Origin of the sequence: Bartonella sp. AP258QHHD (assembly GCF_042196145.1) — a bacterium.
In the GTDB taxonomy this organism is placed as follows: Bacteria; Pseudomonadota; Alphaproteobacteria; order Rhizobiales; family Rhizobiaceae; genus Bartonella.
Map to the genome: position 1 here is coordinate 26,341 of NZ_JBHIPR010000051.1, position 22,536 is coordinate 48,876.

General features: G+C 39.2%; 19 protein-coding genes, 1 tRNA gene and 5 pseudogenes. 15 read left to right on the plus strand and 10 right to left on the minus strand.

Going from position 1 to position 22,536, the window contains the following annotated elements; translation table 11 throughout:
* Positions 1-15 precede the first annotated feature (15 nt).
* The 6 genes and pseudogenes from ACFIMM_RS05820 to ACFIMM_RS05845 all read left to right on the plus strand — a co-directional run.
* Positions 16-942, plus strand: a complete 927-nt coding sequence (locus tag ACFIMM_RS05820; RefSeq protein ID WP_375682714.1) for a YopJ/AvrA family T3SS effector serine/threonine acetyltransferase — start codon at positions 16-18, stop codon at positions 940-942.
* Between the two features lie 323 nt (positions 943-1,265).
* Positions 1,266-2,192: a YopJ/AvrA family T3SS effector serine/threonine acetyltransferase gene (locus tag ACFIMM_RS05825; RefSeq protein ID WP_375682715.1), complete on the plus strand. Its 927-nt coding sequence runs from the start codon at positions 1,266-1,268 to the stop codon at positions 2,190-2,192.
* Positions 2,193-2,887: 695 nt separating this feature from the next.
* A complete protein-coding gene (locus ACFIMM_RS05830) occupies positions 2,888-3,550 on the plus strand; it encodes a lysozyme (protein ID WP_375611604.1) in 663 nt (220 codons plus the stop codon).
* 22 nt (positions 3,551-3,572) lie between these two features.
* On the plus strand, positions 3,573-3,782 hold the full coding sequence (locus ACFIMM_RS05835) for a hypothetical protein (RefSeq protein WP_375692668.1): 210 nt from the start codon (positions 3,573-3,575) through the stop codon (positions 3,780-3,782).
* A 128-nt stretch (positions 3,783-3,910) separates the two neighbouring features.
* Positions 3,911-4,123 carry a hypothetical protein gene (locus tag ACFIMM_RS05840; protein WP_375610233.1) on the plus strand — a complete coding sequence of 71 codons (213 nt, stop codon included), beginning with the start codon at positions 3,911-3,913 and terminating at the stop codon, positions 4,121-4,123.
* Positions 4,124-4,677: 554 nt separating this feature from the next.
* Positions 4,678-4,847: pseudogene (locus tag ACFIMM_RS05845) on the plus strand (integrase); the annotation flags it as partial.
* 758 nt (positions 4,848-5,605) lie between these two features.
* Here ACFIMM_RS05845 and groEL (ACFIMM_RS05850) read toward each other — a convergent pair.
* The 4 genes and pseudogenes from groEL (ACFIMM_RS05850) to groES all read right to left on the minus strand — a co-directional run.
* A pseudogene (gene groEL, locus ACFIMM_RS05850) lies at positions 5,606-5,811 on the minus strand (chaperonin GroEL); the annotation flags it as partial.
* A 70-nt stretch (positions 5,812-5,881) separates the two neighbouring features.
* Positions 5,882-6,086: pseudogene (groEL, locus tag ACFIMM_RS05855) on the minus strand (chaperonin GroEL); the annotation flags it as partial.
* A gap of 72 nt (positions 6,087-6,158) precedes the next feature.
* Positions 6,159-7,802 (minus strand): chaperonin GroEL, encoded by a 1,644-nt coding sequence (gene groL / locus ACFIMM_RS05860; RefSeq protein ID WP_375606493.1) that lies wholly within the window; start codon positions 7,800-7,802, stop codon positions 6,159-6,161.
* 58 nt (positions 7,803-7,860) lie between these two features.
* Positions 7,861-8,157: a co-chaperone GroES gene (gene groES, locus ACFIMM_RS05865; protein ID WP_005774667.1), complete on the minus strand. Its 297-nt coding sequence runs from the start codon at positions 8,155-8,157 to the stop codon at positions 7,861-7,863.
* A gap of 227 nt (positions 8,158-8,384) precedes the next feature.
* On the opposite strand from groES, the gene fumC reads away from it, so the two are divergent.
* From fumC to ACFIMM_RS05880, 3 genes and pseudogenes are all read left to right on the plus strand, one after another.
* Positions 8,385-9,773, plus strand: a complete 1,389-nt coding sequence (gene fumC / locus ACFIMM_RS05870; protein ID WP_375611602.1) for a class II fumarate hydratase — start codon at positions 8,385-8,387, stop codon at positions 9,771-9,773.
* An 810-nt stretch (positions 9,774-10,583) separates the two neighbouring features.
* Positions 10,584-10,804 (plus strand): annotated as a pseudogene (locus ACFIMM_RS05875) (lyase family protein); the annotation flags it as partial.
* Positions 10,805-11,422: 618 nt separating this feature from the next.
* On the plus strand, positions 11,423-12,310 hold the full coding sequence (locus ACFIMM_RS05880; RefSeq protein WP_375613252.1) for an outer membrane protein: 888 nt from the start codon (positions 11,423-11,425) through the stop codon (positions 12,308-12,310).
* Between the two features lie 1,356 nt (positions 12,311-13,666).
* Here the strand turns inward: ACFIMM_RS05880 and ACFIMM_RS05885 are convergent.
* Positions 13,667-13,751: transfer RNA gene (locus ACFIMM_RS05885), tRNA-Leu, on the minus strand.
* A gap of 222 nt (positions 13,752-13,973) precedes the next feature.
* Between ACFIMM_RS05885 and ACFIMM_RS05890 the strand changes: the two genes are divergently transcribed.
* Together ACFIMM_RS05890 and ACFIMM_RS05895 are read left to right on the plus strand one after the other, a co-directional pair.
* Complete coding sequence (locus ACFIMM_RS05890) at positions 13,974-14,579, plus strand: YqaA family protein (RefSeq protein WP_375662473.1); 606 nt, start codon at positions 13,974-13,976, stop codon at positions 14,577-14,579.
* Positions 14,580-14,591: 12 nt separating this feature from the next.
* The gene (locus ACFIMM_RS05895) at positions 14,592-15,164 is read left to right on the plus strand and encodes a disulfide bond formation protein B (protein ID WP_375668247.1); all 573 of its coding nucleotides are present in this window, start codon (positions 14,592-14,594) and stop codon (positions 15,162-15,164) included.
* Here the strand turns inward: ACFIMM_RS05895 and ACFIMM_RS05900 are convergent.
* Positions 15,161-15,295, minus strand: a complete 135-nt coding sequence (locus ACFIMM_RS05900; protein ID WP_375613250.1) for a hypothetical protein — start codon at positions 15,293-15,295, stop codon at positions 15,161-15,163. The genes ACFIMM_RS05895 and ACFIMM_RS05900 overlap by 4 nt on opposite strands.
* Before the next feature lie 164 nt (positions 15,296-15,459).
* Between ACFIMM_RS05900 and ACFIMM_RS05905 the strand changes: the two genes are divergently transcribed.
* Positions 15,460-15,984: a type II toxin-antitoxin system PemK/MazF family toxin gene (locus ACFIMM_RS05905; RefSeq protein WP_273790913.1), complete on the plus strand. Its 525-nt coding sequence runs from the start codon at positions 15,460-15,462 to the stop codon at positions 15,982-15,984.
* A gap of 1,091 nt (positions 15,985-17,075) precedes the next feature.
* Here the strand turns inward: ACFIMM_RS05905 and ACFIMM_RS05910 are convergent.
* The 3 genes from ACFIMM_RS05910 to ACFIMM_RS05920 form a co-directional block, all read right to left on the minus strand.
* Complete coding sequence (locus ACFIMM_RS05910) at positions 17,076-17,276, minus strand: hypothetical protein (protein WP_375682718.1); 201 nt, start codon at positions 17,274-17,276, stop codon at positions 17,076-17,078.
* Positions 17,277-17,549: 273 nt separating this feature from the next.
* On the minus strand, positions 17,550-17,891 hold the full coding sequence (locus tag ACFIMM_RS05915; RefSeq protein WP_375692666.1) for a hypothetical protein: 342 nt from the start codon (positions 17,889-17,891) through the stop codon (positions 17,550-17,552).
* Positions 17,863-18,213, minus strand: a complete 351-nt coding sequence (locus ACFIMM_RS05920) for a hypothetical protein (RefSeq protein ID WP_375692667.1) — start codon at positions 18,211-18,213, stop codon at positions 17,863-17,865. Before ACFIMM_RS05920 ends, ACFIMM_RS05915 begins: the two co-directional genes overlap by 29 nt.
* A gap of 1,064 nt (positions 18,214-19,277) precedes the next feature.
* Between ACFIMM_RS05920 and ACFIMM_RS05925 the strand changes: the two genes are divergently transcribed.
* From ACFIMM_RS05925 to dut (ACFIMM_RS05935), 3 genes and pseudogenes are all read left to right on the plus strand, one after another.
* Entirely contained in the window at positions 19,278-20,087 is an 810-nt protein-coding gene (locus ACFIMM_RS05925; RefSeq protein WP_375682721.1) for a VIT1/CCC1 transporter family protein, read from the plus strand.
* A gap of 259 nt (positions 20,088-20,346) precedes the next feature.
* Positions 20,347-20,877: a dUTP diphosphatase gene (dut, locus tag ACFIMM_RS05930; protein ID WP_375610241.1), complete on the plus strand. Its 531-nt coding sequence runs from the start codon at positions 20,347-20,349 to the stop codon at positions 20,875-20,877.
* A 188-nt stretch (positions 20,878-21,065) separates the two neighbouring features.
* Positions 21,066-21,540 (plus strand): annotated as a pseudogene (gene dut, locus ACFIMM_RS05935) (dUTP diphosphatase).
* A 680-nt stretch (positions 21,541-22,220) separates the two neighbouring features.
* On the opposite strand, the gene ACFIMM_RS05940 reads toward dut (ACFIMM_RS05935), so the two are convergent.
* Positions 22,221-22,536: XRE family transcriptional regulator (locus tag ACFIMM_RS05940; RefSeq protein ID WP_375682722.1), on the minus strand; the 316-nt coding region annotated here is incomplete at its 5' end.

Below are 22,536 nucleotides of genomic sequence, written 5' to 3' on the forward strand. Positions count from 1 at the left end.
ATGGAGGCTAATAGTATGAAGCCACAAGATTCTTCCCTCCCTCATTCCTCACAAACACCAGAAGGAGCAAGTGCAAATGCATCGTTAGACACTCTTACTGCACATTTAGAACAACCCAGTAGCGAAAAAGGCAAAAATATCCCATTCAATCGTGAAGAATTAAAAGATATTGTTGCCCGTTTAGAGGATGATATCTCAACTGGTCGTTGGTTCACAGCTGATTATGCAAGTACAGACCTTAAACTAATGCCAGCCTTGGTCGATCAGGCAAATCGTAAATATCCCGACATGCGTCTTCAATTGGCAGCGTCATCTCACGACTTTGCCCTTGCACTCAAAGAAGCCATCGAAAACGGCGTTCAATCTTCTAGATTTATTATTCACACAAAGGACAGGGGAATCCATTTTTCAGTGATTGATCATCAAACCATCGATGACAAAACCTCCGTGATATTTTTTGAACCTACAACACTCAACAATATGAAACCAGCAGTGCTGGCATTAAGAACACAATTGGCTCTTAAAGCGCATGAGTTGCCCAATTGTTCTTTTGCCATGGTAGAAATGGATATTCAGCGAAGCTCTTCTGAATGTGGAATGTTCAGCTTAGCCCTTGCTAAAAAGCTTCATACCGAATCTCAAAAATTAGAAAGACTGCATAAGGATAATGTTAAGGGTGTATTATGTGAACCAGATACACCTCTATCTCCTGAAAAGTTAGATACATATCTTCCAACCTCTTTTTACAAACACGTGCAAGGCAGAAGACGTCTTGGGGAATATCTAAAAGCCAATCCAGAAGCAGCACAGGAGAAAGTAAACAAAAAAGGCGAAACCCTAACCGAAAGATTTGAGAGAAGCTTAGTGGAAACAGAGACAAAAACTGTTTCTGTTTCACAACACAGAAAAAGAGCCACAGAATACAAATCTCTAATGATGTAATAAGCGTTTTGGCCATAGCCATATTCCACATCCACAAAGAATGAAGCTCTGCGGCTTTACGGTAAGGCATAAATTGCTGTTAGCAAATCTTCTTTTGAGGTAAAGATGCAAACAGTAAGCAACGTGATCTCTAAAAAGATAAAAAGATACCTTACCTTTGACTCTGAAAAGCGTGGGGTTTTGTCTTTCGTAACCAGTTTTTTTAATAAAGATGATTTCATCTCTTTGTTTTTTTTAGCTAAAAAATCTTTCCTGCAAACATTGTTTAGCCAGAATTGAAGAAATAATATCATTTATCGATCATCAATATAGAGGCTAATAGTATGAAGCCACAAAATTCCCCCCTCCCTCATTCCTCACAAACACCAGAAGGAGCAAGTGCAAATGAATCTTTAGAAGACCTTATTGCACGTTTGATGCAAAGTTCCATCCAAACAGAAGAAGAACATGTTGCACCGAGTTCTGACGAATTAAAAGATATTATTACAGGCTTAGAAGATGATCTTGTCACCGGCCGTTGGATTAACGCTTATTATGAAAACACAGATATTAGATTGATGCCGGCTCTCGTAGAAAAAGCAAACAGCAAATATCCAGAAATGAATCTCAAATTGGCTCTTACAGCAGAAGAGTTTTCGCACGCACTAAAAGAAGTCGTTGAGAGCGGCGCAAATTCTGCCCGATTTATAGTCAATTCGGGAAGCAAAATCCACTTTGCCGTCCTTGATTATCAAAAAGTTGATGACAAAATCTCTTTGATTATGCTTGAACCTACAACATTTCAGAATATCACAGCTTGCAAACTAGGGATAAAAATAAATCAAACCCTTCAATGTCTTCAACTGCCTCCTTATTCTTTTACCACGGCAGAAATGGATATTCAGCGAAGCTCTTCTGAATGCGGGATGTTCAGCTTAAGCCTTGCCAAAAAGCTTCATCTTGAATCTGATAAATTAGCAAGATTGCACAAAGATAATGTTAAGGGTGTATTATGTGAACCCAACTCATCTTTATCTGCTGAAAAGTTAGATTCCTATCTTCCAACCACTTTTTATAAACATGCGCAAGGAAGAAGACGTCTAGAACACTATTTAAAAGTCCATCCGGAAGCTGAACATGAAACAGTCAACAAAAAAGGTGAAACCCTGAGAGAGAGATTTGAAAAAAACTTAAAAACAACAGAGGGAAAAACTGTTTCCGTTTCTTCCCACCAAAAAAGGCTCACTGAATACAAATCTTTAACGATGTAATTGAGGCTTTTTCCATATTCCTATTCATCAAAGAACGAAGAGAGGCTACTTTACGGCTAAGATTTCTCTAAGCAAACCAGCTTTTGCGCTCATAAAACAAAAATAGCCAACAACTTTCCTCTTAAAGAAAAAGCACCATTGTCCTATAAAAACCAGCCCCTCTTAAAATTGTATCAAAATTCCACAGCTCTTGTTAGCCCAAAGCTCTGTGTAACAATGAGACTCTTTGGATAAGCAAAACGTTTGATACATAAAATATTTAATGCTTTCGTCTTCAGTAAAAGCATATGTCTTTTTTTTCTGAGAGTATCCACTTCGTATCTCAAACACCCCCACATCAATACCATACGACCAAACAACCGCAATAGACCACACTTATCGTGCATCAACCCAACAACTGCCCGCACACCAAGAAGGCTCCATAAAAAAACACCAGGACAAGCTCTTAAAATCTACAACCTCTCTTAACGGAAAACACCAGCCCAACTATTACTCCTCTTGCCCAGCCATTATTCCACTTACCCAACTATTATCCCTTTTGACCAACCATTCCCCCATTCCCTAAGATGTCATAACCAACCTTTTGATTTCATAAAAGTTTCACATCTCTTCTGTTTTTGAAGCGTGAAAAAATTCATTTTTAATCTGTCAACCAGCCTCACGGTAACGTGAGGCTTTATTTTATGGAGAAGCAAATGAGAAAAATATCATCAGCAGGGCTTGCGCTCATTAAACAATGGGAAGGATTGCGTTTACAAGCCTATAAAGATGCCATCGGGGTGTGGACAATTGGCTATGGTCATACCAGCGCGGCTGGCAAACCGTTCGTTCACAAGGGCATGATCATTACTGAAAAACAAGCAGAAGAAGTTCTTTCTCAAGATTTAAGACAATTTGAAAATACCGTTGAAAAACATGTGACGGTTTCTTTAACGGATGAACAATTCGCCGCGCTCGTATCGTTTTGCTATAATATAGGAACATCGGCTTTTTGTAATTCGACCCTGCTCAAAAAACTCAATAATGGCGAATATGAAGCCGTCCCTGCTGAGTTACAAAAGTGGACTAAAGCAGGAGGGAAACGTCTTCACGGTTTAGTGCACCGTCGTGCAGCAGAATCGGGATTATGGGCAAAAGGGGCTTATGTTTCTCCCAACTACCAAACTGTAGAAACGCAAGCTCCAATGGGATTTTTCAAAGCAGAAGCGCTTACACCGATTATTGGTTCTTTTTCTGGACTTGGGGGCTTATTGGCAGGCAATGGTCCCATCCAATGGGCATTAGCAACCATTATGGTTTTAGCCGCCTGCGTTGGCATTTTCTTTGTGGCAAAACGGTTTCGGGAGCAGCGCTTATGATGTGGTGGTTGAAAAAAATCTGATGATAACAGGAGCGGCTCTGACCGCTTTTTTTATCGCTTTAGCAAAAGCTTTCACTCTTGGAAAGAAGGTTGAACAACAAAAGCAAATAGAAAAAACGCTAAAGTCATCAACAACACGGCTAGAGGTGGAAAATGAAATTAATCAAAAAAGTGATGCTGATATACGCGCTGCTCTTACTCACTGGTTGCGCGATAAAAACAATCAATGAGCCTTTTTCTTGCGTTGGTTGGATGCCCATTTATTTAGACAAAAAAGATCTCAATATCATCAGTTCAAATCTCGCAAGAGATATTTTAAAGCATAACAAACAAGGGGAACACATGTGTGGGTGGAAACATGGCTAGAAAAAAAACGGAAAAACAAACAGAGCTTACAGAAAAGGAAAAAGAAGTCCTACAAGAAATCATCACAACGTATAAAAGTGTAAAAATGATGTCACGCTATACGAAATGGATTATATTCATCATTTTCTTATTAGCACTTGATTTTTCACGGATCGTAGATGTGCTGGGAAGTATTTTTACACAAAAATCGAATATTCAGCTCTAAAATAAATAAAAAACGTGAGACGTGTTAAATCTTTTAAATATAAAAAGCCATTCGTTATTTTTTGAAAACATGGAGATTTTATTGATGATTTTTCATGTCTCACGAGAAATTTTTATACACTCTTCACAAACACTTTCATGAAATGAATTTAGGGGTATGAAGAGAGATTTTTAACCAACGCGTAAGTCAGCAACTTTGGTAACATAAGAAAAGGATCATACCAACATACATTTTTTTAATAAACTATTGATATCCAAATGATTTTATACTCTTCATAAATAGCATTGCCAAGAATTTGTATTAAAAGACATTTCTTTTAAAGAAGTGCATAAACAAGCAATGTAATGGTAGCCTTACATAAAGCCTCTCATCTTTACGTTGAATAAAAAAGCAAGCCGGCTCCTCTCACCTTCCCAATGCCCTGCCTCCCAATTTCCACCCTCTCAATGCCCTGCCTCCCAATTTCCACCCTCTCAATGCCCTGCCTCTCAATTTCCTGCCTCTAAATACCCTGCCTCCCAATTCCCTGCCTCTCAATTTCCACCCTCTCAATTCCCTTATGTTCTATGCATAAAGGTCAAGTTGAAGAGAATATATGGAAAATCCTTGGCTCGAAAATATGAAAAGAAGGCATGAGGCTACAACAGAATTTCGCGTGCCTTTATCATCAGAAGCATTAAAAATTCTAACACAAGCGCGCCTACTGTCTCGTAATGATTTTTTTCGGCTACCTGTCATGGTCCCCTTAGTTCAAAAATTGCTCCCCACTCAAGAATTTTCTGTCACAATATAGGCAACAAACAGAACTTGAGTATAACAATATGGGTTTGGCTCCAGTTTAGGTGATGAGCTTACCGAAAAAAAGATGAGAGCAAGGCGAAAAATTAGCTTTTATCTTTAAGCTTCTCAAATGGAGCAGTCTCCCCATTTCAGAGATCAACGAAACAGAGAGATGCTTATTCTCCTATGCAAAAGCTTGAAATACCAGCATCTTATTCATAAAAAACAAACCAGCCCCATCATGCTCTTTTCAACTCTGTCTTTCCAACGCTCAATAGGTACTAACTCTTAACTACTGACTTTTAATGATTGCGTTGGTTCATAAAAACCGTAGTGACCTCTCACCTTATGAAGCACAAACACAGGATTTTTTAACGGTGCATGCATAAACCTGAAATGAAAAAACAGAACTGTATTATGAATAAATGATTATAAATCAAATAGTTATATTTTTATTAGCACAATATTTTCAAAGGAAACCACGATCCCCGCACAATAGAAACATTTCATAAAAACAAGAGAAAAAGCTATGGATTAAGAGTGAAATTCATTCACAATAACGGTAGATCAACCAGAGGAGAATAGAACAATCCTATAAGATAAAGAAACTATCATAAAAGGAAAAACTGTATGAAACGTGAAAAAGCATAAAAAAAACGGGCACAGAAGGCCCGTTTCTTTATTATTTCTATGGAAAAAAGCTCAGAAATCCATTCCGCCCATTCCACCCATTCCGCCAGCAGGCATCGGAGGCATTGGTGTATCTTTCTTTGGAACTTCAGCAACCATTGCTTCTGTTGTGATCAGAAGGCTCGCAATTGAAGCCGCATTCTGAAGAGCAGAACGCAAAAACTTTCACGGGATCAACAATTCTTGAAAGCAATCAAATCACCGAATTCACCGGTTGAAAAACATGAAAAAGCATAAAAAAAACTGGCACAGAAGGCCCGTTTCTTTATTACGTCTAGGAATAAGAGCTTAGCAATCCATTCCGCCCATTCCACCCATTCCGCCAGCAGGTATCGGAGGCATTGGTGTATCTTTCTTTGGAACTGCAGCAACCATTGCTTCTGTTGTGATCAGAAGGCTCACAATTGAAGCCGCATTCTGAAGAGCAGAGCGCACATCTTTCACGGGATCAACAATTCTTGAAAGCAATCAAATCACCGAATTCACCGGTTGAAAAACATGAAAAAGCACAAAAAAAAACGGGCACAGAAGGCCCGTTTCTTTATTACTTCTATGGAATAAGAGCTTAGAAATCCATTCCGCCCATTCCACCCATTCCACCAGCAGGCATCGGAGGCATTGGTGTATCTTTCTTTGGAACTTCAGCAACCATTGCTTCTGTTGTGATCAGAAGGCTCGCAATTGAAGCCGCATTCTGAAGAGCAGAGCGCACAACTTTCACAGGATCAACAATTCCCAAAGCAATCAAATCACCAAATTCACCCGTGGCGGTATTGTAACCATAAGTGTCAGCATTATTTTCCAGCACTTTGCCCACAATAATAGCGGCTTCTTCACCAGCATTGCTTGCAATCTGGCGCGCTGGTGCTTGTAGAGCACGACGAACGATACTAATACCAGCTTCTTGGTCAGGATTACTTCCCTTAACGGTCAACGCATTTGCTGCACGCAACAATGCGGTACCACCTCCAGCAACAATACCTTCTTCAACAGCAGCACGTGTTGCATTCAAAGCATCATCAACACGGTCTTTCTTTTCTTTCACTTCAACTTCTGTTGCACCACCCACACGGATAACAGCAACACCACCAGCGAGTTTAGCAAGTCTTTCTTGCAATTTTTCACGGTCATAGTCAGAAGTTGTTTCTTCAATCTGAGCCTTGATTTGATTGACGCGAGCAGTAATTTCAGCCTTTTGTCCAGCACCATCAATAATGGTGGTGTTTTCTTTAGAAATATTCACTTTCTTTGCACGTCCAAGCATATCCAAAGTGACATTTTCAAGTTTAATGCCCACATCTTCAGAAATAACCTGTCCGGATGTCAAGATAGCGATATCCTCTAACATTGCTTTACGACGGTCACCAAATCCAGGAGCTTTTACAGCAGCAATTTTCAAACCACCACGCAATTTGTTGACAACGAGCGTTGCCAAAGCTTCACCTTCCACATCTTCAGCGATAATGAGAAGTGGTTTTCCAGACTGAACAACAGCTTCAAGCACAGGAAGAAGAGATTGCAAATTAGACAATTTCTTTTCGTGAATGAGAATGTAAGGATCATCAAGATCAGCGACCATTTTCTCAGCATTTGTGACAAAATAAGGGGAAAGATACCCACGGTCAAATTGCATTCCTTCAACGACTTCTAATTCCGTTTCAGCAGTTTTAGCTTCTTCAACGGTAATGACGCCTTCATTGCCCACTTTTTCCATAGCATCAGCGATCATTTTACCGATTTCAGCAGCGCCATTAGCGGAAATTGTTCCCACCTGTGCAATTTCTGCTGAAGTTTGGATTTTTTTTGCTTTTTTGAAGAGGTTTGCCACCACTTCTTCAACAGCAGCATCAATCCCACGTTTAAGATCCATTGGGTTCATGCCCGCAGCAACAGCTTTAACACCTTCTTGCACAATAGCTTGTCCTAAAACAGTTGCTGTTGTTGTTCCATCACCAGCGATATCATTGGTTTTAGAAGCAACTTCGCGCAACATTTGTGCACCCATATTTTCGAACTTATCTTCCAGTTCGATTTCCTTTGCAACGGATACACCATCTTTTGTGATACGAGGCGCACCGAATGATTTATCAATCACCACATTGCGACCTTTAGGGCCGAGTGTCACCTTAACAGCATTAGCAAGGATGTCGACACCGCGCAACAAACGCTCACGCGCTTCACGGCCAAATTTGACTTCTTTAGCAGCCATTTAATTTCTCCTTGGAGTTTTCTCAAAATAGTACACAATGAAAAACTAAGTGCTTCAATTAGCCCATAATTCCCATAATGTCAGATTCTTTCATGATGAGGAGGTCTTCCCCATTAATCTTGACTTCAGTTCCAGACCATTTTCCAAACAAAATACGGTCTCCTGTTTTGACTTCTAAAGGCACGCGCTTTCCGTTATCATCGAGAGCGCCATTGCCAACAGCAATCACTTCGCCTTCTTGGGGTTTTTCTTTTGCTGTATCAGGGATGATAATCCCACCAGCCGTTTTATTTTCAGATTCAACCCGACGGACAACGACACGGTCGTGAAGTGGGCGGAATTGTATATTAGCCATGTTTTAAATCCTTAAAACTGAACATAATTGAATTAATCTTAAAAGTTCTTGCTAGCACTCTCAAATTACGAGTGCTAGCATGTGTTAGATATAAAATCGGCATCTCTCAATGTCAAGAATAGCCATAAAAATAATTTCTCTAAACGAAGCTTCAAAGTCTTGCCTCTTATTGCACTTTCGCGTTATCTATCTTTTTTGAGAACCCGTGAACAAAAAAGGATCTTATCATGGTTGAAACACGTCAGGAAACGGATAGCTTTGGAACGATTTCGGTACGTCAAGATCGTTATTGGGGCGCACAAACTGAACGTTCTCTGCATAATTTTAATATTGGCAGTGAAAAGCAGCCTCTTGCCATCATCTATGCCTTAGTCCTTGTCAAAAAAGCAGCAGCGATTGTAAATATGGGCAAAGGAAAACTACCAGAAAATATTGGAAAAGCAATTATTGCCGCCGCTGATGAAGTGCTTGCTGGCGATTTTGATACGCATTTTCCACTGTCCGTCTGGCAAACAGGTTCTGGCACACAAAGCAATATGAATGTCAATGAAGTCATTGCTAATCGTGCTAGTAAGATTTTGGGAGGAAAACTTGGAAGCAAAAAACCAGTTCATCCCAATGACCATGTCAACATGAGCCAATCATCGAACGATTCCTTTCCCACGGCGCTTCACATTGCCACCACGTTGCAAACACGCCAACACTTACTGCCAATCCTTGAAGCTCTTATTGCGACATTAAAACAAAAAGAGCAAGAATTTGCAGATATCATTAAAATCGGCCGCACCCATACGCAAGATGCAACCCCTTTAACCTTAGGGCAAGAATTTTCAGGCTATCGTGCCGCATTAGAAGCCAATTTTCAGCGTATTGAAAATGCTCTAACCGATGTCCAAATGCTTGCTCAAGGTGGTACGGCTGTTGGCACAGGGCTGAATGCGCCAAAAGGTTTTGACGTTGCTTTTGCGCAAACAGTGAGCACTCTCACAGAAATAACGTTCCAAACTGCCAGCAATAAATTTGAAGCACTTGCCCATCATGGTGCCCTTGCGCATTTCCACGGGAGCTTGAATGCTCTCGCTGCTGATCTGTTTAAAATTGCCAATGACATTCGGTTTTTAGGCTCTGGTCCACGTTCCGGTTTAGGGGAACTCAGTCTTCCTGAAAATGAACCAGGCTCTTCTATTATGCCCGGCAAAGTCAACCCCACGCAATGTGAAGCCTTAACCATGGTTGCATGCCAAGTTTTTGGTAATCACACCAGCGTAACCTTTGCCGCAAGCCAAGGACATTTTGAACTCAACGTTTATAAACCTGTTATTGGCTATAACGTTTTACAATCAATTACCCTTCTTGGTGATTGCATGCGTTCTTTTGATATGCATTGCATTCAAGGATTACGGGCCAATCGTGTTCATATTCACTCGCTCATGGAGCGCTCACTCATGTTAGTCACAGCTCTTGCACCAGAAATTGGCTATGAAAAAGCTGCTGAAATTGCCAAAGCAGCGCATAAAAATGATACAACTTTGCGCACCGAAGCATTAAAAGCAGGCGTTTTTGTAGAGGATTATGACCGATTAGTTGATCCTAAAAAGATGATTGCTCCCCAATAAACAACCCACTAAAAAAGATGCAAACATCTTAAAACAAATCTTTTTGTCAAAAGATCGGGGTGTAAACACCCCGATGATGACCGATAACAATTACCCACAGCGTTCATTTTAGGCTCTGAGCCGCATTTATGCTATGGGTGTTTTTGTTGCTTATATTGTACTTAAAAGGCACAACGGTTTTGCAAAGGCATGGATAGTCATAGCTCAACACCCAATGGCTATACTGGCAGAAAGTGATTTAAATGGATATGACCTTAAGGTGTTTTTCATTCTAGCTTCGCGTCTTGATTTTGAAAATCTATTAGCTATCAACTAAACAGAATTAGCTCAAAAAAATCGGTGTTATCGGTATTAATAGACATAATTTCAATCGAAGTATAAAAAGATTAATGAATTCATCGTAGTTACGCTTTACAATGTTATCATTATTGATAACATTGGGTAGATAACTCTTATCTCAATGAGATAATGTGTTTATTTATAATGATAATCTAGCGTTATCCATATTGAATGAGAATCCTAAAGACCGTAAGATTTTCTCATTTTAAATCGGTCCCATGTTGCATCAATCAAAATCACTGACTTGCACATCACAAACGCAATGAATGTGTGAATAGAAATTGTATCCGATAAGGACTACAAACGCCTCTAATGAACCACCTAAAGTGCCAAGGACTGTCACAACGGACAAAGGGGCCTCTGTCACAACATTGTGGAGAGGACTGTCACAACAACCCCACGAACTGGCAAATATAGTAATGGTACCGGCGTGCTCCTTTATGAAGCGTGAAGATGGGAGTGCTCAATAGAGGAACAGCTGTTGGAACAAAATTCAATGCACCGAAAGGTTTTGACCTTTGCTGAAACAATCAGCTCTCTAACGGGGATATCCTTGACAGCTCGCAAGAAATTGGAGGCATTTGCCCATTATAGCGCCCTCACCCATTTCCACAAAAACCTGAATGGCACGCGCTAATCTCTTTAAAATCGCCAACGACTTTCAGTTTTTAGGCTCTCATCCACGTTCTGGCTTTAAGTGAACGGAACGGAGAGTTTATCCGTTTTACATGGCGCATAAGAAACCTCATGAGACTTGAGATTCTCGCACTTTACTCCTTCTTATTCTTCGTATTCCATTCAATCAATCAAAACTATTCGCTTGGATTATCATAAGCAAAAGTGGCATATAGATAAAAAAGTCGCTCATCCCCTCAAGTGCTCAAAAGGCTATCGCAATACAAAGCTATGCAATATCAGAAACGAGCAAAGAATATGATGGTGCCAATATGCATTTTTTACGATCAATTGAATATGTAAGCACATTGATGTCAATCATAATGGATAATACATTTAATAACAAAAAGTGTTTTAATATATATAAAATAATGTTTTTTTAACAAATAGAAAGCTTATTTACTATACTATAATTTTTTCTAAAACACAGAGAACACTGAAGGCGTATAAAAAAATCCTGAAAAATCAATATAAACCCGGCATAATAGCATGAAAACAAGTTTTAAGAACGCTTAAATATGGATAATTATAGAGTTTTTGAGTGTTTTAGTTTTCATAATGATATTAAGTATAGATTTTTTTAACCAATTTGTATATAATACGATTTGTATCTGAAATAAATTGGGGACGTTTTTATGAAAACAAAATGTTTAGTTGCACTATCTATTTTCACCTTCATTACCGCTTCAACAGCGCAAGCAGCAGATACGGTAATCTTTAAGCAATCAGAACCGAAGGTTTCATTGCAAGATGTTTCATCGTCACGTATTTCACCGGTTACTGTTTCTGCGCCTTTTTCTTGGTCTGGTTTTTATTTTGGAGGACAAATTGGATATTTTTCCAATAAAAATACTCTAAATTACGCACAAGAAGCTAGGGGCGGAAAATGGGCTTGGGTTGATAGAGATTTATCACCGAAACTATCAGGATTGAGAGCAGGTTTGTATGCAGGTTCTAATATTGATCTGGGAGATCTTGTTTTCGGTTTTGATACCGATATGGTCTGGTCTGGAAGGAAAAGCACCCAAACAGACAATGGAAAGAAAATTCTAGATGAATCAAACTCCATTAACATTGCCTTTAAAAAAGCTGGGATTCCTATCATAAAACCTGCAGCTCAGGGTGAAACGATATCCAACTATGGTGACATTGTTGTTAGCAGTGTAACATTGAAAGAAACGTGGTCTGGTGCCACGCGCGCGCGCATTGGTTTTGCTTCCCATCGTCTTATGCCTTATATTGCAGGGGGTATAGCCTATAGACAGATGCAATATATCATGTCACTTTTATCAAAATCGCAAGAAGATTCGACAATTTTTGCTTCTGGCAATGTGTTAGATGAGACAAAAACAATGTTTGGTTACACTGTTGGTGGTGGTTTTGATCTTGCAATGACAGATAATATCATTATGCGGACAGAATATCGTTATTCAGATTTTTTTAAAAAGAAATTTGCAAACGATAACCTTAAAATCTCTTCTCAAACGCATGATGTTCGCTTTGGTATCGCTTATAAATTCTAAATTTTTTAGAAAAGTTGAACGATTAAAAAACCCTGTTAAAAACGGGGTTTTTTAATGCCCCTTTCCCCCTAAAAAGACGTAGATTCTAAAAACCTGTACTAAACTGTAAACAAATAGTCACAAAACAATAAAGCCTCTCCCTCTCTTAAAGCAAGCTCCTATCCTCTCAGCCTTTCATGTAATGCCTTTGGAATATAAAAGCTTTACCATCATACCACTGGGCGCCATCGTAAAATAAATGAGAGCCGTTATTTAAGAGATATTTCTTTAAAATAAATATGGATATTGTGCATCAATTGCAGTTTTATAAGATGATGTTGACTTGGCCTCCCCGCTCTTAAAGGATAAAGATTCTAAACACCCATTTTTAAACACCCATTTTTAAACACCATGTCCGTTTATAAAAGCACAAAAACCCTTGGAGACTCTTGGGGGATATTGGGGGATATTGGGCGGGCTTCTTTGGGCTCCTCCTCATGGAATGCCCTTAAATCTCAAGCAAGACAAACACTGAAGAATATCCAACACACACCGAAAAAAATACTGTAACGTTTCAAGGAAGTATGCCCTATATGACCACACTTCAAACGACAGTATTTTACCGCTATTGTATGCCAGAGTGGAGAGAGGATATTGCGGTTCTCTGTTTATGTAATTTCTATAACGGAGAGACAGCTTCATTTAGGGAGAACATGAAGTTGTCAAGGTAAAAACCAATTTCCAATCTTACCATTTCCCTCTGCTTTACGACTTTCAAAAGCCTCTAAAGCAAAATCTTTTAAGCCTCTCATGCTCCTGCCTTTTAAAGAGTGGAGATTACGCACTACCCCATGTTTTTGTTGCTCACATATCTTTTTGGCGATCACGCCCCTCATGTCATACGACAACGCTTCAAACCAAACACACTCAAATTCAAGACACTTTGGTTGCCAATTCACATGCGTGTTTTAAAGAAACAGCTCTCAAAACCCTCAAGCCCATTTTGCGAAAGCACCCACAGGAATATAAAATCTATAGAGCACCATCTCTACACTTCATAAAAATGCAAGCTGGCACCATCCATCATATACTTTACCTCCAATGATGCCCTTGAAACGGTTCATAAGAGGCATTTTTATTCATTTTTTGTAAAATTTCACTCCACGCGAGCTCATCTAGCTTGTAACGTACAAGCGACATGATTTTAGTTGATTTACTACAAACAGACTTGAAATGAAAGAATCCTACGGTATTCGAGGTTTTTCATTCAACATACAAAACATTGAACACGGTCTATAAATCCCACGTTTTATACCCCCCATGTTTTATAAATCAAAGCGATGCGCCATAACAGGATAAAGGAAAATATTTATGAAGTGGTGCGGGTGGTCGGACTCGAACCGACACTCCTCTCGGAACCAGATTTTGAGTCTGGCGCGTCTACCAGTTCCACCACACCCGCACACTGCTATAAAAGACAGGACTATAAAAGACAGACTTGTCGATTATTCCTTTGCACTATATGAAGAAGAACAGATTCGTCAACAGAAGACTTCTCATTTTTTAAGAATTCATATCATTTTCTTATCTATTTTATGAAATACTTTCTTTATTGGATTTCTCTACCGGATTTATAGCAATCTCATTTGTAAAGTCTTTACCTCTTAAACTTATAAAAAGCCTCATGATATTAAACAAATTAAAGCTTTGGACGATTTCTTTAGCAAATCGGCGTACAGCACCACACTGGCTTGGTTTCATTGCCTTTATTGAAAGTTCTGTTTTTCCAATTCCCATAGATGTTTTATATATTCCGATGCTTCTTATCCATCAAAAACGGGTTTATCGCTATGCTTTGATTGCGACGATCTGTTCTGTATTAGGAGGCATTGCCGGTTGGTTTATCGGACATTTTGCCTATGATACCCTTGCCAAACCCATTTTAGAAATTTATGGTAAGGTTGAAAGTTTTGAATCTCTGAAAAATAGTGCAACCCTGCAATTTCTAATCATTTTACTGATAACATCAGGTTTTTTTCATCTTCCCCCCATCAAGATTGTCACAATTTTGGCCGGTGTTATGAGTGTGCGTCTTGAATTTTTCATTCTTATTTGTATTTTTTCCAGAGGCGCTCGTTTTTATCTTCTCGCGTGGCTGATTAAACATTTTGGACAAAAAGCAATGAATTTTCTAGTACAGCATTTCAAATGGATTGTTCTCATTGGTTGTGTTAGCCTCCTTTTAATTTATGGGATTTTCATAGCTTTTTTAAACAAGAAGCTTTTATAAGGAATAGACTTAATGGCATGCGTTTTGTCTTCTCACCCACTTTTACACAAACACCTTCATCTTGAACCCAGCAGAAAAGAACAAAGTTTATGGGCTTTTTTTCTCGCTTTTTGCTTGTCTGCCACAATAGGTATTGCCCTTGGTTTTGAATATTTCGGAGGGTATCTTCCTTGCGATTTATGTCTCATAGAGCGTTTTCCTTATTATGGAGCCATACCATTTTTGCTCTTAGCAGGTTTTGGGGCATATTTTTTTCGCATAACTGCTTGGATACAACTTTTGTTTTTGTGTGTTTTTGTCTTAATGTGCATCAGCCTTGTTTTAGCCGTTTATCATGCGGGTGTTGAATATGGCTTTTGGGAAGCTCCCCTCAGCTGTGGTTTAAGCGCAGTCAGAAAAACCTCAGACATTAACCAGCTGCTTAACCAATTAAATAGCATTCATCCCCCTTCTTGTTCTGAAGCATCCGCACGCTTTCTTTTTCTTTCATTTGCCGGTTGGAATGTCGTCTCAAGCCTATTTTTCTCCCTTATAAGCCTCTATATTACTTCAAAAGGGCTCCTTTCAATCCATAAAAAACTCTAACCATAAAATAGAAACGAAACCGCGTGCACTCGTTCTCTCCAATCGCTTTCCCCTACCAACAACCCTCCAATCACCAATCCCCACCCAAAACCACCCACCGCCAAACCAACCCACCCACACCAACGAGTCACCAACATCCCTCCTCTAGCGTTGTACTCAAAAGACAAAAATAAGCAGATACATCCATTTTATGGTTTCACCTCTCTGTACTTATAAGCAACATTTTGATAAAAACTCGTGATAGAAAAGCCGTAAAATAATAAGTGAGGGGACCAATAAATATAAATGGTCTGCTATGGCTGAAGATAAGAACACAGAGCCTTCTACCCTATCACCTATTTCCTTAGATATAACCAAACTTGAAGAACCATGTGTTATGATGGAACATGATCATAATGCATGGCGTGAGCATATAAAAGAAAGGGATTTAAATGCGCCTTACGAAAAACCACCTCATATAAAACCACGAATCAAATCGGCACCACGCATCAGACAAGTTTTTTGGTGTGATTTTCCTCATGATTCGATACTCCCTGAATTTTGGAAAAAGCGGCCTGTTTTAGTGCTTTCTAAGAATGCAAAATTATATGGAAATGTGACAGTTTTACCTTTTTCAACGAAATCACAACCCAATAATCCCGCTGCGTATCCAATACAATCTCCCATAGAGAATAAAAAAGCGTGGATTATCTGCAATTATGTCACAACAGTTTCTGTAAGTCGTTTAAGTTGCTCACGTACCGTTCCAAGGTTATCCTGCGAAGATTTTCATAAAGTTGTAGCTCTGATGCTCAAATATTTACCGCATTTACAGTATTGACTTTTGAGAAAAATAAGTGTACCTATATCAGCATACACGGCATCAGTAATGGTGGCCGCTTCCCCGCAAGGGGAGATAGGAACGAAGGAGTGGGAAACCGCTCCTTTCGTCATTTTTAGTATTTTTTTGAAAACTGCCATTTTTTGCAACCTTCCCTAGAACATATCCAACATTCATTCTCCACCGTTGTTGTTTTGCTCCACCGTTGTTGTTTTGAAATATCTGCGATTTGGGGTAAGCAGAAGACAATATCCACACCTTGGATCCGGTAAAGTTTCCCATGGAGATTACCGAGATATTGTACATACTTATCATTTCATTGCACAAAAAATCGTGCTGCCGTTGCTTAAACTTTATATGATTTTCCGCAATAAGAATATCTTTCCAAGATTGAAAAAAAGCTTCGCTTTATATGACCACACCTCAAACGATCGTATTTGACAAAATAACAAAGAAAATTCTCTAATAAACCAGAAATCAACACCCAACCGATTTCTATCTCTTCACCAATAACAATTGTTTATTGCCCTAACCGCATTATTTCACCTGTCACACGACCCAACATAGCTTTTACAGATAGATTTTCTTCCCCTTTTCCGAGAAACGATCTATGCTATTTTGGGATTTACTGCTAAATTGCGTATGCTTGCACTTTGAATACCTTTCTCTCACCATATAAAAGGTAGATAAAAAAATAATTTCGTTTATCAGCTTTATTTTAAAGACATACCTATTTTTTACAGGATACGTTTTCCTTTCTATCAGCCCTATCGCATTTAATACACTTGTCGTTTCTAAACATGAACAACCAAGCATCACAATGGAGCAATAGACACCCATCACTTTCATGGGCACTTGCATTGACAAGAGATAAACAAGAGCATTAATCACCACACACGGAACAAAAGTCTATAGAGACTACGCCATAGACTTTCGCCACGCAAGGGTTATTCTTAAAGCATATTTATGATGAGATAATCATTTATGACATCCTTTTTGTTACGCCAAAGAACGGGTTTTGCTAACGAGTTTTACTATTGTGCAAATTTTTCAAGAGAAATCCTCATTCGCTCATAGATGACAAGATTTCTTTATGGAGAGCGCACATGACGCTCAGCTTTGACCTTTTCCATAACAAGGGTAAGTTCAAACTTTAACCAACACGACAATACACCTACTCTAAACGATTTACGCACCACCTCATCGGCAACAGGCTGCTCCAATATCGGTGCATTGACTTGAGGATTTTTTGCACTTCCACGCACCGTAAAAAAAGAAAATATTTTTCTCATGTTGCATTCTCATTTCAATTTATAATGGATTTTAAAAGTGCCCCAAAAAATCAAACAAAAATAGAGAGGTAAGTTACGAAAACTACAGGGTAAATTTTACTGCCCCAAAATGTCTATTTTTCCCCGCCTGAACAGTCAGAGGAACACTATAAAAATTATTTTCATTGAAAAACAATTACTTATAATCTAGGGAAGAAAAGTAAAAATATCCCCCAGAAAAAGAGATTATCTTCAAAATTATCAAAAAAAAACAGCGCAATTTTACTGATCTTTTTATTTTTTTTCTTTTGATAAAAGAGAGCTGGCAGGTGTCTTAGGCGCCCCTCCGGTAGGTTCCCAATTCGCAACAGCCGCTAATTCCTCAATGAGCTTCTCTCTTGGTAAATTATCATCATCCACCAACTTGTACTGAACGGCATGTTCACTAAGCCACTTTATAAGCGTTCCTTTAACAGTTTTACCACCCTCAGCCTCACTCACCGCTTCCCATGCTGCAACAATAGCAGCAAGCTTTGGAGCATAACGTGGATGCGTTGGATCTTGAAACGCATAATATTTCTGATCCTTAGTCTCAGCAGAATCATCCTCAGGAAAAAAACGCAGGTCTCTTACCACGCGATGAAAGCCATTCTTTTAAATCATCAACGCGAACATATGAAGAATCTGGATCTATATAACTCGAATAACTATACGACAATTTCATCTTTAATTGCCCTTCTTTTCCTGCCTGAATTATGGCATTATAAGCTCCTCGGAAACAAGCAGTTTTCTCTGATGATACGGAAAGGTTATCTTCGTAAATATCACTCTTTTCTGGTTCCGTTTCATCGTCAAACAGACACTTTCCTGGATTTAATCCAACTATTAAAAGCGCTGCCTGCGGTATTGTTAGTTTGTGCAAACCCAAAAACCATTCTAAACTATCATCAATTTCCATAGAGTTCCTCTTTTTTCTGCACAACTTAACTCTTTGTTAAAAACATCAAAAACGTTTGTTAACGCGTAGAGATTATGCACTTTTCACATTTCAACTCATCCCATACTTTAAATAAAAACACAGCACCCACACCCTTCCTTGTGATACACAAGCAAATGATTTGAATTGATTTAAGATAAGAAGTTTTGAAGTGAGAGAATTTTACTGAATTTTGGGCTTTCATGCAAGATATCAGGCCAGTTACAAGGCGATAAATGCCCCTTCATAAAGCATAAATTTTTATGCGTGATCAAACAATTTGATATGATAATATCTCTGTCATTTATGCACTCCCACCTTTATCTGTCCCTGCAATTACAGCACAAAAGATAATTCGTTACACGCTAACAAATCCACCTAAATGCAAAAGCTGTAACAACGCTAAAATGCGCGTAAATATCATAAGAATACTGTCTTACACCTCCACAAGCAGAATGAGTGGCGTAAAACTGTACAATAAAATGTCATGCCTATAATGAACAGTGCTAAAGACTGTCGCAACACTGGGAGCTAAGGTGTATGATGATGCCGGCTTGCTCTTTTATGAAGCGTAAAGATTAAGAAGACTCAATGGAGTTTATATTATTTCATGGAAATTTTGCCGCTCTACCCTTCTATACTCTTCACGGGGCCCCCTCGCGAAATGGGCTTTTATCCCTTGAATAAAGATCTCCTTTAAAGAATCATTTCAAATTCTAAGAGCTGTACAGTCTTTTGAACGCATCGAATGAAGATGATGCTAGCTTATTCCTTTCCTATATTCTCGAGCATCAATACATTGAAATGCTCCATTCAAACGCCCCTTTAGCAAAATAAAGCACATTGTCTCTTAAATTTTTTCACGTAATCATTTCTTTCATGCGCCCCTGTCGTCTCCATTTGACAAATCTCCTTGTACTTTCTCAACATCCCAGCATTTTTTTACTGCAACCTTTTTGCAATTTTTCAGTTTTGAACTTTTAGATTGACTTTCGGTTTATTTTTCTTATGTTTTAGAATTATTCTAAAGTGCAAAGGAACAGAAAATGTTGAAATTGTTTTTTTCATTTGTACAACGTAAAGCTCTGTCCTTTCGTTCAGCACAAAACGTGATACTTAAAGCGCTCAAATTAAAAGAGCAACATGCGGCGCTCTATTTAAAATATGCAAAAGCTCTAGAACCTTATTCCTCTAAGGAAGCCGCGGTTTTTACCGCCATGGGGCTTCAAGAGCTTAAAAATTATAAGCAACTTTTGTGCCTTTCTTGCCATAATCGTGCAAACACTATCGGTTCATTATGTGACAAAACTTCTCTTGTGAAAGGCAAGAACCGCCATCCCTCCCAAAAAACAACAGCGGCAAATCACACCATAAAAAAGCCTTCGAAAACGCAAAGACAAACACTTTTGACTTGGATTCAACCAGGTCTTGCAGGGTTAATGGATGGCTCTGTCTCTACCCTTGCCCCCATTTTTGCCGCAGCTTTTGCCACGGGAGACACGCATCAAACTTTTTTGATAGGGCTCTCAGCTTCAATTGGTGCGGGACTTTCAATGGGTTTCACAGAAGCAGCCCATGATGACGGAAAATTATCAGGGCGTGGTTCGCCATTAAAAAGAGGCCTTGCCAGCGGCATTATGACCACATTAGGAGGATTAGGCCATACGCTTCCCTATTTAATCAACTCTTTTTATGTAGCGACAATTATTGCTTTTATCATTGTTTTTTTCGAACTAGGCGCCATCGTCTGGATTCAGAACAAATTCATGTCAACTCCCTTTTGGCGCGCTTCTTTACAGGTTATCATTGGGGGAGCTCTGGTTTTTGCCACGGGTATACTTATCGGTAGTATCTAAAAAATCTTATCTGTAACCATAATTTAGATCTCAAATAAGCGCATGCCCCTAGGCATAAGCCATCCTTGATGATGCCATTATTGAAAAATGCCTTTGATGATGTTAGGTGGTGTTGTGGAATATTTTAGGTCAGCCAAAGATGATAAGCAAGCTCTGGGGACAACCTATATCCACACACCTTTATCGACTTGGTTTTATAGATATCTTTTGTTAAAGTATCATTTTCTTCTAGACCTCATATTTTGGAAATGCCTCGATCATGTCGCACACTGAAACCAACGCCCCTCTAAACAATCATCCTGTCTCTTCTCAACCTTCACATGCCCAGACTTTATTTGTTCAGCGTCTTGCACACGGACAAGGTTTAGAACTTCCTTGCTACGCGACAGCGGGTTCTGCTGGCCTTGATCTACGCGCCGCCATTGGAGAAGAAGAAACGCTTGTTCTTAGCCCTGGGCAGCGTGCTCTTATTCCAACAGGTCTCATTTTTCATTTATCCCTTGGGTTTGAAGCACAAATACGTCCACGCTCTGGCTTAGCCTTAAAACACGGCATCACATGCCTCAACACTCCAGGAACGATTGATAGTGACTACCGTGGTGAAGTCAAAGTCCTTCTTATCAATTTAGGCCAAGAAGACTTTTCAATCCAACGGGGCATGCGCATTGCCCAAACAGTCATCGCCCCTGTATCCCAAGTTAATGTTTGCGCCATTGAACCAGAGCAAAATACCCAAAGCCATAACGAGAGCCGTGGAACAGGAGGTTTTGGTTCAACGGGACACACTTAAGAAGCTCTGAAAAAATCGCTATCCTTAAAATAACACACACACTTATTCCAACCACTCTTTCACTTAAAACCCCTTGGGCTTTTAAAGTACACAAGGAGTGCGCATTTGCTTTTAAAGTTTTTTCACTAAACGCCCCTCTAAACAAGTATCCTTACTCTTCTCCTGTCTCTTCTCGATCTTCACATCCCCTGACTTTATCCGTTCAGTGTCTTGCACTTGGGACAAGATTTAGAACTTCCTCACTACACAACGGCTGGTTCTGCTGGTCTTGGATTTACAAGCAGCAATTGGTAAAGAAGAAACACTGGTTCTTGCCCCTGAGCAGCGGACACTTATTCCAACAGGTCTCAATTTTTCATTTATCACGTGGGGCTTGTGAAGCACGCATCCGTCCACGCTCTGGCTTAGCCTTAAAACACGGGCATTACATGCCTCAACACTCCAAGAACGATTGAGTGTGACTATCCGGAAGTGAAGTCAAACTCCTTCTTATCAATTTAGACCAAGAAGACTTTTCCATTTAAACGGGGCATGCGCATTGCCCAAACAGTCATCGCCCCCGTATCCCAAGTTAATGTTTGCGCCATTGAACCAGAGCAAAATACCCAAAGCCATAACGAGAGCCGTGGAACAGGAGGTTTTGGTTCAACGGGACACACTTAAGAAGCTCTGAAAAATCGCTCCTCTCAAAATAACACACATACTTATTCCAACCACTCTTTCACTGGAAATTCTTTGCGCTTTTAAAGTGCAGAGGGAATGCGCATTTGCTTTCAAAGTTTTTTCACTAAACGCACCTCTAAACAAGCATCTCTCAATTACGTCTCTCACGCTATACAAAACTTCATTATCACCAGATACCCCTCCCCATAACAAAAACATTGGCATTAACCATTGAGCGTTCACACACTGCTTGTAATGTCGACAATCTATACATCATATTGATTTATAATAATAATGAATTGTCTTTCAACTTAAATGAGAAATCTCAATACTGTAAGATTGTTTCATGGCAAGCCTATTTATATTAAATCAATCAAAAGCATGTTTCTCACATTCCAAACGTGGTTAGCATGTAGATAAAAACTGAAAAAATGCCTACAATGAATACGTATATTAACACTGTCTTGGAAAAAAATATAAATACGATAATGGTGCTCGCTTACTCTTTTATTCAGCATAAAGAGAGTGAGGTTCGATAGATTTTTTGATTATTTTACGGGGGCTTTACGGTTATACCATTTATGGATAACATGTAAGTTTTATGTAAAAATAACTTGCTGTATTTATACAGCTTTTTTACTGTGAGGGACGCGTAAATAAAAGTTAGGGAATAGGATTTTCTAACATTTGTCTACAACAGTAGCATTTTCTTTTCTTTGCGCTTCGCTAATCATCTCTAATAATGTTTTGAATGCTTCTAAATCCTCTTGTGAAAAATCTTTTAAAGTTCTAAAAAACATGCCAACAGCTTCACCTCTCAACGGATCAGAAGTCTTGATTGTAAAACTTTTGCGACAAGCATCCGATTCTCTTCTCAAAATTTCTGCTACCTCTTGATCTAAAGCATAGAGTTCAATTATCTTTTCCTCCAGTCCTACAGGAACAGATTTTTTGCCAATCTCGACAGAAGATAAAAATGCTACAGATATGTCTAAT